A 15,458-nucleotide genomic window follows, 5' to 3' on the forward strand; every position below is an offset into this window, starting at 1 on the left:
CGTCAGTACCGGGCCCGTAACACAACGGCGGGGGACCGGTGCGGTCACTCCGACTTTTCCCTTTGGTCCGGGCCCGTCCTCGTCGATTACGCGTCGGTGGCGGGCGCGCTCGCTGTGCTCGCGCCGGCCTCACGCGGGCGGAAGACCGCCGAGCGGTAGTACATCAATTCCGCCACGCTCTCGCGGATGTCGTCGAGCGCGCGATGACCGCCTGCCTTCTCCGGAGCGGCGGCGAACGCCGCGGGATACCAGCGGCGGCAGAGCTCCTTCACCGTCGAGACGTCGATCGACCGGTAGTGCAGATGGGACTCGATCTCGGGGAGATAGGCGGCGAGGAACCGCCGGTCGGTGCCGATGGAGTTGCCGCACAGGGGCACGGTGCGCGCTTCGGGGACGTGCGACCGGATGAAGTCCAGCGTGGTCCGGCCCGCCTCGTCGAGCGAGATGGTCGAAGCTTCGACGGCGGTGAGGAGACCGCTTGCGCGGTGCATGGTGCGGACGAACTCGTCCATGCGTGCGAGCATCTCGGGCGGCTGGTGCACGACGAGGTCGGGGCCCTCAGCCACCACTGCGAGGTCGTCGTCGGTGACGAGCGTGGCAATCTCGACGATGACATCGTGGGTGGGATCGAGGCCCGTCATCTCGAGGTCCATCCACACGAGCATGCGGTCGATCGTAGAGTGCGGCTCGTGGGCGGCACGGAAGCGGACCAAATCGACACAGCACGCAACGTGGTCGAGACCGAGGTGGTGGTCGTGCGGCTCGACCCCGAGCTGGCGCTGCCCTCGTACGCGCGTGCTGGTGACGCGGGCGCGGACCTCGTGGCTCGCGAACCGGTGACGCTGGCCCCTCGCGGGGGTCGGGCGCTGGTGCCGACGGGCGTCGCGCTCGCCCTTCCCGACGGCTACGCGGGCTTCGTGCTGCCCCGCAGTGGCCTGGCGTTGCGTCACGGCGTGACGTGCCTCAACACACCCGGGCTCATCGACTCGGGTTACCGAGACGAGCTGAAAGTGCTGCTCGTGAACACCGATCCCGAGCACCCGTACGACGTGGCGCGGGGTGATCGCATCGCGCAGCTGGTGGTGCAACCCGTCAGTCGCGTCCGCTTCGTGGCGGTCGACGAGCTACCTTCGTCGGAGCGGGGCACCGGTGGTTTCGGCCACACCGGCCGGTAATAGACTCGCTGCCATGCAGCGGCTCACCGGAATGGACGCGTCGTTCCTGTACCTCGAGACGGCGACGAACCACATGCACGTCGCGGCCACGGCCATCTTCGACCCCTCCACCGTCCCAGGTGGGTACTCGTTCGAGAAGGTGCGCGACCTGGTCGACAGCCGGCTCCACCTGCTGCCGCCGTTCCGCCGGCGGCTCCTCACCATCCCGTTCGAGCTCCACCACCCGCTCTGGATCGAGGATCCCGACTTCGACCTCGAGTACCACGTGCGCCGCGCCGCGCTCCCGGCTCCCGGCGGCGAGGCCGAGCTCGCCGAGTTCGCCGAGCAGGTGATGGCCCGCCCCCTCGATCGCGATCGCCCTCTGTGGGAGATGTACGTCGTGGAGGGGCTCGAGCACGGCCACATCGCGACCATCACCAAGACCCACCACGCGGCCATCGACGGGGTGTCCGGCGCGGAGCTCACCGTGAACCTGCTCGACCTTTCCGCCGACGCGCCACCGACACCGCCGCCCGACGTGCCTTGGAAACCTGATCGCATCCCGTCCGACCTCGAGCTGTTCACATACGCGCTGAACTCGCTGTCGCGATCACCGGTGCGCGGCTACAAGGCCGCGCGGCGTACGGTCGCGACCGCGCTGAACCTGCGCCGTCGCAACCGGTCGGCAGACGTCCACGCGCCGCCCGCCCCGTTCAGCGCGCCGCGCACCCCGCTCAACGTCGCCATCAGCCCCCACCGCCGCTTCGCGTTCACCGAGGTCGCGCTCGACGACGTCAAGATGGTGAAGAACGCACTGGGCGGCACCGTGAACGACGTGGTGCTGGCGATGTGCTCCGGCGCGTTGCGCAGCTACCTCGACGGCAAGGGTGTGCACCCCGACCGGCCGCTGCTCGCGATGATCCCGATCTCGGTCCGTACCGACGAGGAGAAGGGTGCGATGGGCAACCGCGTCTCGTCGATGTTCGTGTCGCTCGCGAGCGACATCGACGACCCGGTCAAGCGACTGCACGCCATCACCGACGGCACCCGCAACGCCAAGGAGCAGGAGAAGGCGATCGACGCTGGCACGCTCGCCTCCGATTGGGTCGAGTTCGCCGCGCCCGCCCTCGCGGCCCGCGCCGCTCGCCTGATGTCGCGAATGCAGGCCGGCGGCCGCATCGGGCCGATGTCCAACGTGACCGTGTCCAACGTCCCCGGGCCATCGTTTCCGCTCTACTCGGCCGGTGCCCGCATGGTCGCCATGTACCCGATGGGCCCCATCATCGACGGCTCGGCGCTCAACATCACCGTCATGAGCTACATGGGCTCGATGTACTTCGGCCTCATGGCGTGCCGAGAGTCGGTCCCCGACGTCTGGGACATCGCACGCGGCATCAACGCCGCGCTCGACGAGCTGAAGAAGGCGTCCGACGGCACGACCGCCCCCAAGCCGAGAAAGCCACGGTCCACCGCCAAGGCCGTCAAACCGGGCTGATACGCTCGCACCCACTGCGGACGTGGCTCAGTTGGTAGAGCATCACCTTGCCAAGGTGAGGGTCGCGGGTTCGAATCCCGTCGTCCGCTCCACGCAGGTCAGAGGCCCTTCTAGCGGCTCGATTCGACGCGACCTACCGCGCGTCCTCCTCTGGCCTGCCGCCCGTCACCGCACTCGAGCCGTAGAGCGAGAGCGCTCCCTAGTCTCGCTCGCTGGCCTGGGTTGCGATTCAGCTTCCCGTTTGAATTGCGCTCCAAGACAGCGGCTTTTCATCCGCCGTGCATGTCTTTCCGTTCTCGGCGTTCACGACGCGGAACGCGCCCCCGACAACCTTGAAACATCCGGAGATGACTCCGTTCGAAGCCGGAATGTGGGCTGCTGCCCCCCCACCAACGAGTGTTGCAGCAAGCGTTGCCGAAACGACCGCAATCACAATCCTGGACCTCAGTAGCCGACGCACCACCTGGAACCCCTTCCCCTCAGCGCCGACGTTGAGCGCCCGCACGGGGAGTGTCAAGCCGCCCGCTCTTTTTTTGTGTAACCCCTTGTTGCTCGTCTGTCGCCGTCACAGCGTGGGCAAGGGCGCGGGATGAAGCTCGGGGCTACGCTTCGGCGGAGCGCCCTCGCTAGGGCTGGGGCGGCCGCGGCGACACTCACGCCTCTCCGAGACCAACCAGAGGGGTGGGTTCATGGAGGGGTTCGAGTCCGATGTCGATGAGTCAATCGCGCCGATCGAGCGCAAGGGGAGGCGGCTCTCCGTCTACCACGGGTGGCCGGGGTGCGGCCCGGCCACCGTTCGTGCGGGTCGACCAAGACCTCCGCCCGACGTGTTGGCCTACGCGACGTCGCGGGCGGCGTGACCGATGCGCCGCGCCACGGCTGGCGCAACCGACCTGTCGCGCGCCGCGACGCGTGCCTCGAGCATGGCAACGCTGAGGACGAGGGTGGCGAGGGACTCGGCGACGATCGCGATCAGGGTCTGGGGCGCCGGCCGCAGGCCCATCTCGCGGAACTGGAACAGACCTGACGGCGTGTGCGCGATGCCGAGCGCGGCGAGGGTGCCGAGACTCAGCCCGATGGCGGCGAGGCGGATGAGCTGGGCCAGCGTCACCGAGTGACGGTCCACGGACCTCCGCCCTCCTCGCGCGAGAAGGGCGACGGCGAGGATGGCCGACGAGCCGGCCTGGAGCAGGAAGCTGACACCGATCTTCGGAATGAACCGGTAGCCGTGCCGGTACAGGCAAAGGTGGACGTAGCCGCCGGCGAGGATCAAGGCGGCCGAGGCGACGCTGAGCCGGCGGGCGGTGCTGGCCGCATTCCGTGGGTGAGAGCTGAGGGGGTGGGCCATCGGTGTGCTCCTTGTCTCGTGATCGTTTTGAGATATCCGCCGACCTACGACCGGATCGTCGGTGTGCCGCTGTGTCCGGCTGTCGTCCGGTGCGCAGAGAGTCAGGAATTGTCGACGGGGGTTCCGTCGGTGTGGACGACGTACCACAGCCCGCCGTTGTCGTTGAGGCCTTGACCCTCGGTGCTCCCGGGCCGGCTGTCGCCGGCGAAGTAGTAGAGGGGGTGGCCGCGGAAGGTGACTTGCTGCTGCCCGTCGGCCCTGGTCGTCGTCCCGAGTTGATTGGCGGCGAGCCCGGCACCCACCTGGGGCTTGCCGCCCGCGATGAGGGGCGGCCACTCGGCGACGCATCCGTCGCTGGTGCACGTCGATCTCGTGCCGGTGTCGGCCTCGAAGAGGTAGAGGCTGCGGCCTCGGCTGTCGACGAGGATCTGCCCGAGGCCGGAGTTGGCGAGGTCGATCGTGGTCGGCGTGGCAGGAGCGATTGCACTGGTGACCGGTGGAGCGTTGCCGGCGCCGTAGCCGCCTCCGGTGCCTCCGCACGCCGCCGCGAGCAATGTCAGTCCCGCGAAGCCGGACGTGGCGAGCAGGGATCGTTTCATGTTGGACCTCCAAGTCAGAACAGGCGCCCCCGGTGTCGGGGAGCGGGCCCGAGTGGCCGTCTGCAGATACCCGTCGGGGTTACACCGGGTCCGACCGCACCTCTGCCTCGGCAAAGGTGATCGGTAACACCGCGCGGTCCGAGAGGCGGCGAACGAGGTAACCGCCGTGGGGCTGAGCCGCGCAGATCTGGAAGCCCGAGGCCCAGCCGCCGTCGAATCGGCGTCGGACCTGTACGCGCATGCCGCTCGGCAGGCTCGCCTCGACATCCGGACTACGGCTGTCGGCGCCCATGGAACGGGACCGGGGCTCGTCGAGCGCATCGCGGGGCTCGTTCGTGGAGGACATCGAGAGCTCCTTCGTTGGGTGGGATGCAAACGCAGACCGGCTAGGTGAAAGACGCTTCGTATCCGAGGAGCAGCGCCCGCTCGAGATGTGTGTGGTCAGCCAGTTCCGTGGTCTCGAGTCGAAGTGAGACGAGGGTGTGCTCATCTCCCAACGCTGCGACCATCGCGCCCACACCGGCATCGACAACGCGGCGCGCGGCTTCTGTAGGGAACACGACGTGCACGCCGAAGCCGTCGGTGTCGACGTTTCCGAACGCTCCCGTCAAGAGCCAGAGACGCCGCCGGCCGAGCGGCTCACATTCGACGGCGAACCACCGCAACCCTGGCGCCTCGGCCACGCCCGGCCGCTCGATGACCCACGGCAAACTGAGAAGCCAGTCGTGCAGCCGCTCCACGCTGAGGGGTTGCACGTGCTCCACGACCTGAAGTACGCGCCGCGGTTACGTCGTCGACACGTTGCCCCCGCCGTCGTTGTGACGCATTCCCCGTAACCCCGCCGTCTATTTCGTCGTGGCTGTCGCGTACGCGCAGCCCAGGAAGGCAGGTCGGGATGCACCGAGACCGCACCCCGAGCTCACCTCGGCGCAATGACGGAGGTGGACTCGGGTCGTCGAACCTCGCCCACAAGGGCTCGCGACGCACGTCTGACGAAACCGTCGCGGCATTGACGCTGCGCGAACGAGTCCTCCTGTCGCTCGGCATCGAAGCGCTGTGCCTCGTGGCTCGTGCCGCCGAGATCCTTGTCGGGGAGGGCTCGCGACGCGGTCTCGTACGAGCAGCACGTCAGCGGGTCAGACGATCCGGCTCCCGCCGTGGTGATGACCGCGGTCTCAGGTGGTGACGGTCACCGAACCGTGCATGAACGGGTGAATGGAGCAGATGTACCCGTAGGTCCCGGGCGTGGTGAACGTGTGGGTGAACTGCTCGCTCTGGTTGAGCGCACTCGAGCTGATGCCGCCTGTCATGAAGTGGACGGTGTGGGCGATGGCGTCCTTGTTGGTCCAGGCCACGGTCGTGCCCACCTTGACGGTGAGCGTGGCAGGCATGAACGCGAAGTTGACGATGCCAACGACAGTCGCGGATGCCGGAGCGCGAGTCGCCCCGGTGACGGCGCCACGGGGTGTCGCAGGCGCCGGCGCCGCGGGCGCCCTCGGGGTCGGCTTCGACCTCGTGCGTGCTGCGCTGGCGCCGCAGGCGGCGAGCGTCACCGTGCTGACCGCGGCGAGCGCCGCAATCCGCCGCGGCGTTCGCCTTGGCTTCTGCGTGGGTTGGGGATTGGCGAGGGTGGGTTCCACGCTGTCGCTCCTTGTCTGGAGTTCGAGGGTTGGCTTTCACGAGAGATAGGGGGCCGGGGGCTGTTGGCCTCAGCGCGGCGGCGGATTCCAAGAAGAGCTACCGCCACGCACTCGCGACGCGGTTCAGCCCCGCGTGGTAGGCGGCGTTATCGGGCCGGGTTGAATGACGATCTTGCGCGGCCCGTTTCCGACGGGGACGGTCGCGATCACCTTCTTGTTGTCGACGGAGATGACCGACACGTCATTGGAGTTCTCGTTGGTCACGTAGGCGAAGCCGCCGTCGGTGCTCAACGCGATCCAGTGCGGCATCTGGCCGACGGGCACGGACGTGACGGCCTTGCTGACGGTGTCGACCACCGCCAGCTGCCCCGGTCCCTGCACCACGACGAGGGCGGTCTGGCCTGAGCCGACGAACAGGGGATGGTGAGGTGACGCACCCACCGGGATCTGGTCGACGACGGTGTTGGTCGTGGGATCCAGGACTTGCACGGCGCTGGCGCCCGCTTCAGTGAAGTACAGCTGCTTCCCGTCCGGACTGAAGCTCAACGCCCGGGGCACCTTGTCGAGCGCGACGCGCCCGACGACCGACCTCGAGGTGAGGTCGACCATGACGAGGGCGGCCGATCCCTGGACCTGCGAGGCCACGTAGGCACGCCGGCCGTCGGGTGTGATTGCGAGGTTGTGGGGGCTCGGTACTGGCACGGAGCCCGACACGGCATTGGTGGCCACGTCGATGAACGACAGCTGATTGGTTCCGAAGCCGGCGACCAGGACGGTCTTGGCGTCGGGAGTCAGGGCCAGGCCGTGCGGGGTCGTGCCGACCTCGATGTTGGCCTTGACCGCGTCAGTCGTGGTGTCGATGACGCTGACCGTGGATGCGCCGTCGCTACTGACGTAGACGACTCGGCCGTCGGGGGTGATGACCATGCCGTGTGGTCCGACGGGAACCGGGATGGTCTTGATGACATGCTTCGTGCCGGTGTCGAGCACGGCCACCGCGTTGTCCTTGAACAACCCGACGTACGCCTTGACGGGTGCGATGGAGGCGGCGCTCTGGGCGGCGGCCGGTCGGCCGGCTGCTTTGGTGGTGCTCCCGTTCGAGCAGGCTGCCGCGACCACCGCGGTCACCGCCGCCAGCGCAACAAGCACGAGTGAGGAGCGACGGGCCGGGTGCGGAGCGCGTTTGGTGTTCGATCCCGAAATCATGCGTGGGAGGCCTCTCTCGCATCGTTGTCGTGTGTGTGTCGCGGAGAGATAGGCCTGCCGGTTACACCGGCTCGTTCAGGTCGCCGTCACACCTCTCGTGGGAGGAAGGCCTCGACCTGGCCTTCGCGGCTGCGCACCTGGATCTTGGGCAGCGCGGCCGGCCGCGTCGCGAGCTGGCTGAACATCAGCTCGCCGTCGACGCCGAACGCCGTGCGGTGGCACGGGCAGTCGAGCCGCCCGGCCGCCTGGTTGAGTTGCAGCAGGCAGCCCTGGTGGGTGCAGGCGCCCGACACCGCCGAAAGCGTCCCGTCGCGCTCGGTCACAAACCCCACGGTCGACGCGGTCGCGAACCGCTTGACTTGCCCGCCGGCCACGTCGCCGGCGCTCGCCACCGGCACCCATTGGCCGCTCTCCGGAACGATCTCGCCGGTTGCTGCCGGACTGGGCCGCGAGTTGGAGTTGAGGTTGCTCTCGACGACGGCGCCGACCACGCCCGCCGCGACCGCCCCGGCCGCCCCGGCCAGAACCGCTCGGCGTGGGAAACGCGACGGCGACATGTCAGCCGCTTCCGACGAGGCGGCCGCGAGGCGGCGCCGCAGGCCGGTCACGAACTCCTCCTCCGGCTGGTCGGCGCCGGGGCGGGCGGCGCGCAACTCGATCGCGGCCCGCAAGGCCTCTACCTCGTCGGGCTCGAGCCGGCCCGACGGCAGCGGATCGCCGGCGAGCAGCGCCTCCACCATGCGGTCGAGGTCCCGGCGTCGATTTCTCATGACCCCTCCACCGGAGCCTGGGCAGCCAGACGCAGGGCGCGGTGCTGGAGGACCTTGGCGTTCCCGACCGTCACATCCATCTCCCTGGCCGCTTCCTTGAGCGACATGGCGCGCAAGAACCGCAACTCCAGGATCTGGCGGTAGCGCTCGGGAAGCGAGCCGAGCACACGCCGGGCGCGCTCGGGGGCCTGGCTGGGCCGGTCCGGCTGGTCGAGCCCGGGCAGCTCGGCATCGGGGTCGATCGTGGTGACCTCGACACCGAGGCGGCGCCGCCAGTAGCCCGCCAGAACCGTTCGGGCCGTCGCGAAGAGATACGCCCGCACCTCACCGCGGGACGCGGAAAGGCGCAGCGGGCCGAGGGCGGCCACGAACACCTCAGCGGTGAGATCCTCCGAGTCAGAACGGTTGCCGACCTTGGAGTACATCAGCCGGTAGATGCGGGTGACGTTGTCGAGATAGATCGCGTCCCAGTCGGCATAGACGTCTTCGCCCACCACCCGCAATCGTGGCTGGCCGCGCTGAGCAGCGTCGGTCGCCTCCGGCGCGGGGCGGTTGCGCGGGTCGTCGTTCACCACCGGCTCATTCTCCCTGGTCGCGTGCTCACCTTAGGGATAGGCGGGCGGGTTACACCGGCACGGTCTGTAACCTCGACCGTATCTCGGGGTGAGACAGCCATGGCCATCCCGCTCGCCGACCGCCATTCGACAGCCTGCCGGCCCGACCCCCGTTTCATCGCCGATCTTCGCCAGCTACTCGTGACCGCGACCCGTCCCGCCAGCGTGGTCGCGGGTGAAGGTCGGAGGCCGCGCCCCCCCGATTCCCCGGTCGCCCGGGGGCCGGCGCTGGCGGTCTCGGTGGTCGGCGCCGGCCCGCCGGTCGTCCTGCTCCACGGCCTGGCCGGCTCGCACCGCTTCTGGCATCCCGTCGCGAGAGGACTGGCGTCGCGCTACCGCGTGATCGCTCCGGACCTCCTCGGGTTCGGCGCGTCGCCCCGCCCTCCCGGCGGCTACGGTCCCGACGACCACGTCGCTGCAGTCGCTGAGTGTGCCCTGCGGGCCGGACTATCGGGACCCGCCCTCGTCGCCGGCCACAGCGCCGGCGCCGTCATCGCACTGCGGTTGGCTATGCTCCGCCCCGACCTCGTCGGCGCCGTGGCCTGTTTCGGCCCGCCCATCTACCGGACCATGGCCGAAGGTCGCCGCCGGTTGCGCCGGATCGGGCTTCTGGCGCGACTCGCGGGCGTCGACAGCCGGCTCGCCGAAGCCGCCTGCCAGTTCGCCTGCCAACGCCACACCGCCGCCGCCGCCCGAGTGTTCTCCGCCGTGCGTCGCGACTTGCCGCCAGAAGTAGCCGCCGACGCCGTCCACCATTCCTGGGCCTCCTACTCCGAGACCCTCAACAAGGTGGTGCTTGCCGCCGAATCCGATTCCTGGCTCGCTTCGATCGACGTGCCCGTCCTCCTGATCGCCGGCCGACGAGACCGGGTCGTCGACATCGGTCACCTGGCCGAGTTGGAACGGATGCATCCGCACGTATCGCTCGAGGTGTGGAGTAGAGCCGGCCATGCGATCCCGCTCACCCATCCGCGGGCCTGCGCCGCCGCCGTGGTCTATGCGAGCACTGGATCATCTCGATCGCACGACGCGTGAAGCGATCCGACGGCCACCTTTCGGCGACTGACCCGCGACCGCTACATCCCGTTTCGAAGGTCGGCGTGTCGCCCCGATGTCGATGACGAAGGTGCCGTCACTTGGGTGCGGCCCGCCTTCGGCTCAGCGGAGCCAGCCGACGACATCGACGATGACATGGCTGGAACCGGTCAAGTTGAAGATGCTGACTCGCCCGTTGGCTCCGAGAGGAGTCATGACGAGGTTGGGCACGGTCTGACCAGCAAGGAAGTTCAGGTTCGATGCCAGCGGCGTCGGTGTCCCTGTCGGATACACCGTGAGGTAGCCCCCTGCAGTTGGTTGCGTCACGGTGACGTTGGCGACCACGGCCCTGGCATCAACCGGCACGCCCGCGACACCACCGACGCCCAGGTCAAGGCTGGCTCCGCTGCCGAGCGCCACCCCCTCCCTCGTGTCGAGTATCCGGGTGGGGACCATCGTGGTCAATCGCGTGCCGTCACCGGTCCCGTCCGTGCCGTACCAGCCCACGATGTCCACCACGAGATCGGTAACCCCTTGCGAGTTGAAGAAACCGACGAACCCGTCCGCGGCCACCTTGGTGACCACCAGGTTGGCCACGGTCTGGCCCGGCCCGAAGTTGAGATTGGACGCGAGCGGAGGCGGCGTGTCGCCCGGCCATACGGTGAGGTAACCCGGTGAGGTGGGCTGGGTCACGGTGACGTTCATGGCCACCGCCGTCACGCCGGTCGTGGGTAAGGATCCTGCGCCTGTGATGCTCAGGTCGCCGGTCTCACCGGGTCCGAGCGGGCCGGCAGGATCGTCGCGCGTGTCGAGGACGCGGAACGGCGCAACGGGATGGAAGCCGCTTCCTCGCGCGGCGAAAGCATCGCCGTACCAGCCGACCATGTCGACCACGAGATGCACGGTACCGAGGTGGTTGTAGATGCTGAGGCGACCGCTGGGATCGACCTTCACCGTCACGAGGTTGGCCACGGTCTGACCCGCGACGAAGTTCACGTTCGAGGCGGTCGGACGCGCCGCGTCTCCGGGGTACACGGTGAGGAAGCTGGCCGAACTCGGCTCGGTCACCGTCACGTTGATCACCGCCGCCGAGAGGTGGCGAGGCCATCCAATGACACCCGGGCCACCGGCAACGAGGTCGAGCGTCTGGTCCTCTCCCAAGGGCGCGCCCGAGCGGGTGTCGAGGAGCCGGAAGGGTGGCATGGGATGGTAGAGACCGGCGACGTCGTCCACCGCGAGCAGACCGGTCCCCATCCCGATACAGCCCCTTGCGTCGTTGACGATCACGGGACGTGCACCGATCGACGCGGCGGGATCCACCGACGCGTGCACGAGAAGGCCTGTGTCGCTCTGGCTCACGATTGGGCCCACCTGAACGCCGGGGCCGAGCGCCACGCTCGTCACCGGACCGAAGCCCTCGCCCGAGATCCTGACGTCGACGCTCGCAGTCCCCGGCGGCAGCGTGGGCGGATCCACCGCGTTGACGCGGGGGAAGTCGCCGACGGGGCGAAAGAAGACGTCCCAAGACTGGTTTGTGTCGCCGGGCACGAGGTTGTAGGCCGATGACGTGAAGACGAGGGCACGGCCATCCGCGCTGATCGTCGGTTGGTCGACGTAGCCGTTGGCGAGCTGCGAGTTTCGGGCGATCACCCACACCGACCCGGTCTCCAGATCCTTGACGACCGCGTCCTGAAGGGTGGCGTTGACGACAGGGACGTAGGCGACGAAGCGGCCGTCATCGGTCATCGACGACCCGGACCCCGACGCGGAACCGACGATGATGGACGTGCCGGTCGAACGGTCGGCGCGAACGAGGTCCCGAATCGTGGATCCCCTGAACAGCAGGTACCTTCCGTCCGCACTGATGCCTTCGGCAAACGTGCCCCACGCGGTCCCCGGAACGACGCTGGTGGTGCCCAGCAGGAGATCACGGACGAACAGCCCTCCGTTTGGCGTGGTCGTCCCCGCGACCAGGTTGGTGGCGCGCGAGGTGAACACGACGTAGCGGCCGTTGGCGGAGAACCGGCCGAACCAGCTGTAGCCGTTACCTGGGATGCCCTCCGGGGTCGCGCTCACGAGCGTGGTCGTCCCCGTCCGTCGATCGCGCAGGAAGACGTCGGAGCCGCCATTCGTGTCGCCCGGAGCGAGGTTGTCGGCCAAAGATGTGAAGGTCACGTAGCGACCGTCCAGGCTCACCGCCGGCAGCTTGCTTTCCCCGTTCCCCTGGATTCCCCCCGTGCCCACGCTCACCCGGGTGGTGTTTCCGGTTACCGTGTTGTGGACGAAGATGTCAACGACTCCGTTGGTGTCGCCCGGGACCACGTCTGTGGCCGACGTCGCGAACGCCACGATGCTGCCGTCGCCATCGAGGGCAGGGTTGTCGTAGAGGGAGGCGCCAACCGGCGAGCCGTCGGAGCGGACGTCGACTCGCTCGATCGCGCCGGACGCGACATCACGCGACAACAGCGCAAAGCCATTGGACCGGTACGCGAGATGGCTGAAGTCGTGGCTGGCGAAAACCTGAAATGCGCCCCCCGGCAGCTCCGTGCCGTCAGGAGCCAGGTCGATACGGCTGAGGCCACACACCGGCGGCGGAGATGATGCCAGCGTGGCGGCGACAGCGCCGTCGACAGTGGAGGCAGGAGTCATCGCAGTGAGGTGGAGGAGCAGACCCGCTGCCGCGACGACCGACCGACGACCGCGAACAATGATCATCGGGACGATCACCCCCCTGCAACACCCAGAGTGTAGAGCGTTGCCGTGGGCTGACGCCTTGTCGCCGCGCTTGTCAGAGCGCCTTCGGCCCGAGAGCGGTTGTTGTGTGAGCCCGAGGACGCGCCCCCTTTTACCCGGCAGCTCCGATCGGCACGGCGACGCGGCGCTTGCTTGTCTCCGATAAGGCGCCGTGTCGACTAGCGCGGAGCGGCTGCAGTCGGGAGGAATCTCGCCTTCGTGACGGTCGCACTTGCGCCGGAGGACCGATGAGTCTTGACGGGGGCGGGCGTCTGATCGGGTATGGCTGAGGTGTTCGCGACCGGAGTTCAGATGGGCGAGTCCCCGCGGTGGCACGACGGCCGGTTCTGGATGTGCGATTGGATGGCCGGTGAGGTGCTGGTATTCGACACCGACGGGAGCTGCGACGTTGTGGCGCGGGTGGAGGGGATGCCGTTCTCGATCGACTGGCTCCCCGACGGTCGGCTCGTCGTTACCACCCCGCGAGGGTTGGTGGCAGGGCCGGACCTTGAGCCGTATGGCGCGAGCGGGCAGCCCTTCAACGAGATCGTGGTGGATGTCGCTGGCCGGGCGTGGGTGAACATGCCCGGCTCGATGCCGTGGGAGGAGCCCAAGCCGGGAATCCTGACCGTCGTGCTGCCCGACGGGAGCAGCCGCCAGGTCGCCGACGACGTGTGGTTCCCCAACGGGATGGTCGTTCTTGGCGAGGACACGCTGGTGCTCGCCGAGTCGCACGCGGACCGGCTGACCGCTTGGACCATCACGGACTCGGGTGAGCTGGTGGACCGGCGTGTTTGGGCCGACCTCGGACCGGGTTCGGCTCCGGACGGCATTTGCGCCGACGCCGAAGGGGCGATCTGGTACGCGAGCGTTCCCGGACAGCGCTGCACCCGAGTCGCCGAAGGCGGCAAGGCTCTCCACACCGTGATGGCCGACCGCGGCTGCTTCTCGTGCATGCTCGGCGGCGACGACGGCCGCACGCTGCACATCGTCGCCAACCGCTACGACGATGGCGCCGCCTCGGACGGCGTCGTCCTAGTCCACCCGGTCGCCGTACCGCATGCCGGGCGACCCTGAGAATGCTCGGTCAGCGGCCAGATGCCACACATCGCCCGCCGGCTCGGCGTCGGCGTCCGCCGACACAAATTGCGGAGTGGAGTTCGGCAGCTGACATCCGCGACCGAGTAGCGGCCGGAACCATCTCGGTCTCCTACCGCCTCTGGTGGAGACCAAAGGTCAAGGTCGGAGGCGTGTACCGAAGCGGTTCCGTTTCCTCTACCGCGTGGAGTTCCACGTCGTGAGGCATAGGAGAACAACCGCAGGTGACCCCGATCGCCGGGTCGCACGTTTCGAATCCTGTCGTCCGCTCCAAGCGCGGTGACCGACGAACGCCGTTTGGCGTCGGATCCCCGTGTGAACGCGGCGGGGAGGCGAGATCACCCCTTGGCGAGCTCGTCATGGAGTGCGTACGCGGCGGGTTTGGGAACCAGGTTCGCGTCGAAAGGCAGCGCTTCGCCGAATGGCGGGAAGGTGGATGGGATCCATGAGTAGCGGTCGGTGAACCCCCAGGTAACGTACGTGTGGCAATTGGGTGCGGCGAGACAGCTGGCCAGCGACGCCCGGTACACGCGGGCCTGCGCCAGCAGCGCGGCATGGTCGAATGGTGGCGCCAACCAGACGTCGTGCTCTGTGATCGCGACGTCGAGTCCCAGCCGGCTGAACTCGGCCATCTTGCGGGCGAGGTCGGGCGCAGAGAAGAGGGCGGGGAGCGTGTGCAGCTGTAACCCGACCCCGTTGATCGGCAAATGTGAAGCCACGAGATCCCGCGACGAGTCGCTTCACGGCTGTGGCCTTGGGGCCTGGATTCTCGATGAGATAGTCGTTGTAGAAGAGCTTGGCGCTCGGATCGGCCTCATGCGCGAAACGAAACGCGAGCGCGATGTAGTCAGGACCGATCCCGTCGAGCCACACGTTGTGGCGAAGGCCGCCCCCGTCATCCACCGCTTCGTTGACCACGTCCCATTGAGAGACGCGCCCTCGGTAGCGACCGACGACGGTGGCGATGTGATCGCGCAGGATGGCGATCAGGCGCTCCCGGCCGAAGTGTCCGCGCAACAGCCAGTCGGGGTTCTGGCTGTACCACGCGAGCGTGTGACCGTGGACCACCATGTGGTGGCGCCGGGCAAAGGCGACGATGATGTCCGCGGCGCGGAAGTCATACATGTCAGGCTGTGGGTGCACGACCGCCCACTTCAGCTCGTTCTCCGGCGTCAAGGCGTTGTACTGATGACCGAGCACATCGGAGAAGTCGTCATCCTGCTGGAGCGCAGTCGCTCGCACCGCGGTCCCGAATGCCAGCCCGTGGCGCGCGGCCAAGCGGCGGAGAGGCGCGCCAGAGATCCCAGCCCCACCGCTATCAAACACAGGATGGAAGCACGCCATCTCATCGCGCGAGCGCGAGGTGATCGGCCCGTCGCCGCCATCGCATGGCCCAATCGTTCCACATCGCGGAGTCCGGAGCGCCCGAGCACTGGCAGCTATGGCGCGAGACCCCTAGCGTTCGAGGGCAAGCATCGCAGCGGTCGCAGCGAGCTTGTGATCCTTCTGCCAGGGAGGCCCGAGGGCTTTCCCTGCGGCGTCGAGCGCATGACCGATGTGGGTGCTGTTCGGTTCCGCGACTGAACATGCGAGTCCGACCCCTGTCGCGGCATCGAGGACCGCCTGCTCGAACAGCGCGCCTTCGGCGGCATGGAGCAACGCGTGCGACGACAAGATCCGTTCAAGATCGTTGGGGAGGTTTCGGACGCGAGCCACGACACCAACGCCGGTGACGCCGAACTCTTTGACGGCTGACTTGGTCGCTG

The 15,458-nt window shown here is 68.2% G+C and carries 15 protein-coding genes and 1 tRNA gene; 5 read left to right on the plus strand and 11 right to left on the minus strand.

Annotated elements, in window-relative coordinates; all coding sequences use genetic code 11:
- Positions 1-86 precede the first annotated feature (86 nt).
- Positions 87-665: an oligoribonuclease gene (locus tag E6G06_12105; protein TML90535.1), complete on the minus strand. Its 579-nt coding sequence runs from the start codon at positions 663-665 to the stop codon at positions 87-89.
- An 81-nt stretch (positions 666-746) separates the two neighbouring features.
- Here E6G06_12105 and E6G06_12110 point away from each other — a divergent pair, with 81 nt between their 5' ends.
- The 3 genes from E6G06_12110 to E6G06_12120 all read left to right on the plus strand — a co-directional run bounded on the left by E6G06_12110 (position 747) and on the right by E6G06_12120 (position 2,741).
- Complete coding sequence (locus E6G06_12110) at positions 747-1,175, plus strand: dUTP diphosphatase (GenBank protein TML90596.1); 429 nt, start codon at positions 747-749, stop codon at positions 1,173-1,175.
- Between the two features lie 13 nt (positions 1,176-1,188).
- Positions 1,189-2,649 carry a wax ester/triacylglycerol synthase family O-acyltransferase gene (locus E6G06_12115; protein ID TML90536.1) on the plus strand — a complete coding sequence of 487 codons (1,461 nt, stop codon included), beginning with the start codon at positions 1,189-1,191 and terminating at the stop codon, positions 2,647-2,649.
- 16 nt (positions 2,650-2,665) lie between these two features.
- Positions 2,666-2,741: transfer RNA gene (locus E6G06_12120), tRNA-Gly, on the plus strand.
- A gap of 743 nt (positions 2,742-3,484) precedes the next feature.
- Here E6G06_12120 and E6G06_12125 read toward each other — a convergent pair.
- The 8 genes from E6G06_12125 to E6G06_12160 form a co-directional block, all read right to left on the minus strand.
- Positions 3,485-3,922, minus strand: a complete 438-nt coding sequence (locus E6G06_12125; GenBank protein ID TML90597.1) for a hypothetical protein — start codon at positions 3,920-3,922, stop codon at positions 3,485-3,487.
- 176 nt (positions 3,923-4,098) lie between these two features.
- A complete protein-coding gene (locus E6G06_12130; protein TML90537.1) occupies positions 4,099-4,596 on the minus strand; it encodes a hypothetical protein in 498 nt (165 codons plus the stop codon).
- A 79-nt stretch (positions 4,597-4,675) separates the two neighbouring features.
- The gene (locus E6G06_12135; GenBank protein ID TML90538.1) at positions 4,676-4,942 is read right to left on the minus strand and encodes a hypothetical protein; all 267 of its coding nucleotides are present in this window, start codon (positions 4,940-4,942) and stop codon (positions 4,676-4,678) included.
- Positions 4,943-4,982: 40 nt separating this feature from the next.
- The gene (locus E6G06_12140) at positions 4,983-5,360 is read right to left on the minus strand and encodes a hypothetical protein (GenBank protein ID TML90539.1); all 378 of its coding nucleotides are present in this window, start codon (positions 5,358-5,360) and stop codon (positions 4,983-4,985) included.
- 411 nt (positions 5,361-5,771) lie between these two features.
- A complete protein-coding gene (locus tag E6G06_12145) occupies positions 5,772-6,236 on the minus strand; it encodes a hypothetical protein (protein ID TML90540.1) in 465 nt (154 codons plus the stop codon).
- A gap of 123 nt (positions 6,237-6,359) precedes the next feature.
- Positions 6,360-7,442 carry a hypothetical protein gene (locus E6G06_12150; GenBank protein ID TML90541.1) on the minus strand — a complete coding sequence of 361 codons (1,083 nt, stop codon included), beginning with the start codon at positions 7,440-7,442 and terminating at the stop codon, positions 6,360-6,362.
- An 86-nt stretch (positions 7,443-7,528) separates the two neighbouring features.
- On the minus strand, positions 7,529-8,212 hold the full coding sequence (locus E6G06_12155) for a Rieske (2Fe-2S) protein (GenBank protein TML90542.1): 684 nt from the start codon (positions 8,210-8,212) through the stop codon (positions 7,529-7,531).
- Positions 8,209-8,709, minus strand: coding sequence for an RNA polymerase sigma factor (locus tag E6G06_12160; protein TML90598.1), 501 nt, complete (start codon positions 8,707-8,709; stop codon positions 8,209-8,211). Before E6G06_12160 ends, E6G06_12155 begins: the two co-directional genes overlap by 4 nt.
- 177 nt (positions 8,710-8,886) lie before the next feature.
- Here E6G06_12160 and E6G06_12165 point away from each other — a divergent pair, with 177 nt between their 5' ends.
- Positions 8,887-9,861 (plus strand): alpha/beta hydrolase, encoded by a 975-nt coding sequence (locus E6G06_12165; protein TML90543.1) that lies wholly within the window; start codon positions 8,887-8,889, stop codon positions 9,859-9,861.
- 123 nt (positions 9,862-9,984) lie between these two features.
- Here the strand turns inward: E6G06_12165 and E6G06_12170 are convergent, their stop codons facing one another.
- Positions 9,985-12,576 (minus strand): hypothetical protein, encoded by a 2,592-nt coding sequence (locus tag E6G06_12170; protein ID TML90544.1) that lies wholly within the window; start codon positions 12,574-12,576, stop codon positions 9,985-9,987.
- 300 nt (positions 12,577-12,876) lie between these two features.
- Between E6G06_12170 and E6G06_12175 the strand changes: the two genes are divergently transcribed.
- Positions 12,877-13,671, plus strand: coding sequence for an SMP-30/gluconolactonase/LRE family protein (locus tag E6G06_12175; protein ID TML90545.1), 795 nt, complete (start codon positions 12,877-12,879; stop codon positions 13,669-13,671).
- 378 nt (positions 13,672-14,049) lie between these two features.
- Here the strand turns inward: E6G06_12175 and E6G06_12180 are convergent, their stop codons facing one another.
- On the minus strand, positions 14,050-15,036 hold the full coding sequence (locus E6G06_12180; GenBank protein ID TML90546.1) for an endo-1,4-beta-xylanase: 987 nt from the start codon (positions 15,034-15,036) through the stop codon (positions 14,050-14,052).
- Between the last annotated feature and the right edge of the window lie 422 nt (positions 15,037-15,458).

The sequence above is a fragment of the Actinomycetota bacterium genome (assembly GCA_005888325.1).
Lineage (GTDB): Bacteria > Actinomycetota > Acidimicrobiia > Acidimicrobiales > AC-14 > AC-14.

Excerpts from the sequence above, each read along its gene's own strand:
- E6G06_12105 (TML90535.1), bottom strand. The coding sequence starts at position 665 with ATGCTCGTGTGGATGGACCTCGAGATGACGGGCCTCGATCCCACCCAC.
- E6G06_12115 (TML90536.1), top strand. The coding sequence starts at position 1,189 with ATGCAGCGGCTCACCGGAATGGACGCGTCGTTCCTGTACCTCGAGACG.
- E6G06_12130 (TML90537.1), bottom strand. The coding sequence starts at position 4,596 with ATGAAACGATCCCTGCTCGCCACGTCCGGCTTCGCGGGACTGACATTG.
- E6G06_12135 (TML90538.1), bottom strand. The coding sequence starts at position 4,942 with ATGTCCTCCACGAACGAGCCCCGCGATGCGCTCGACGAGCCCCGGTCC.
- E6G06_12150 (TML90541.1), bottom strand. The coding sequence starts at position 7,442 with ATGATTTCGGGATCGAACACCAAACGCGCTCCGCACCCGGCCCGTCGC.
- E6G06_12155 (TML90542.1), bottom strand. The coding sequence starts at position 8,212 with ATGAGAAATCGACGCCGGGACCTCGACCGCATGGTGGAGGCGCTGCTC.
- E6G06_12165 (TML90543.1), top strand. The coding sequence starts at position 8,887 with ATGGCCATCCCGCTCGCCGACCGCCATTCGACAGCCTGCCGGCCCGAC.
- E6G06_12170 (TML90544.1), bottom strand. The coding sequence starts at position 12,576 with ATGATCATTGTTCGCGGTCGTCGGTCGGTCGTCGCGGCAGCGGGTCTG.
- E6G06_12175 (TML90545.1), top strand. The coding sequence starts at position 12,877 with ATGGCTGAGGTGTTCGCGACCGGAGTTCAGATGGGCGAGTCCCCGCGG.
- E6G06_12180 (TML90546.1), bottom strand. The coding sequence starts at position 15,036 with ATGGCGTGCTTCCATCCTGTGTTTGATAGCGGTGGGGCTGGGATCTCT.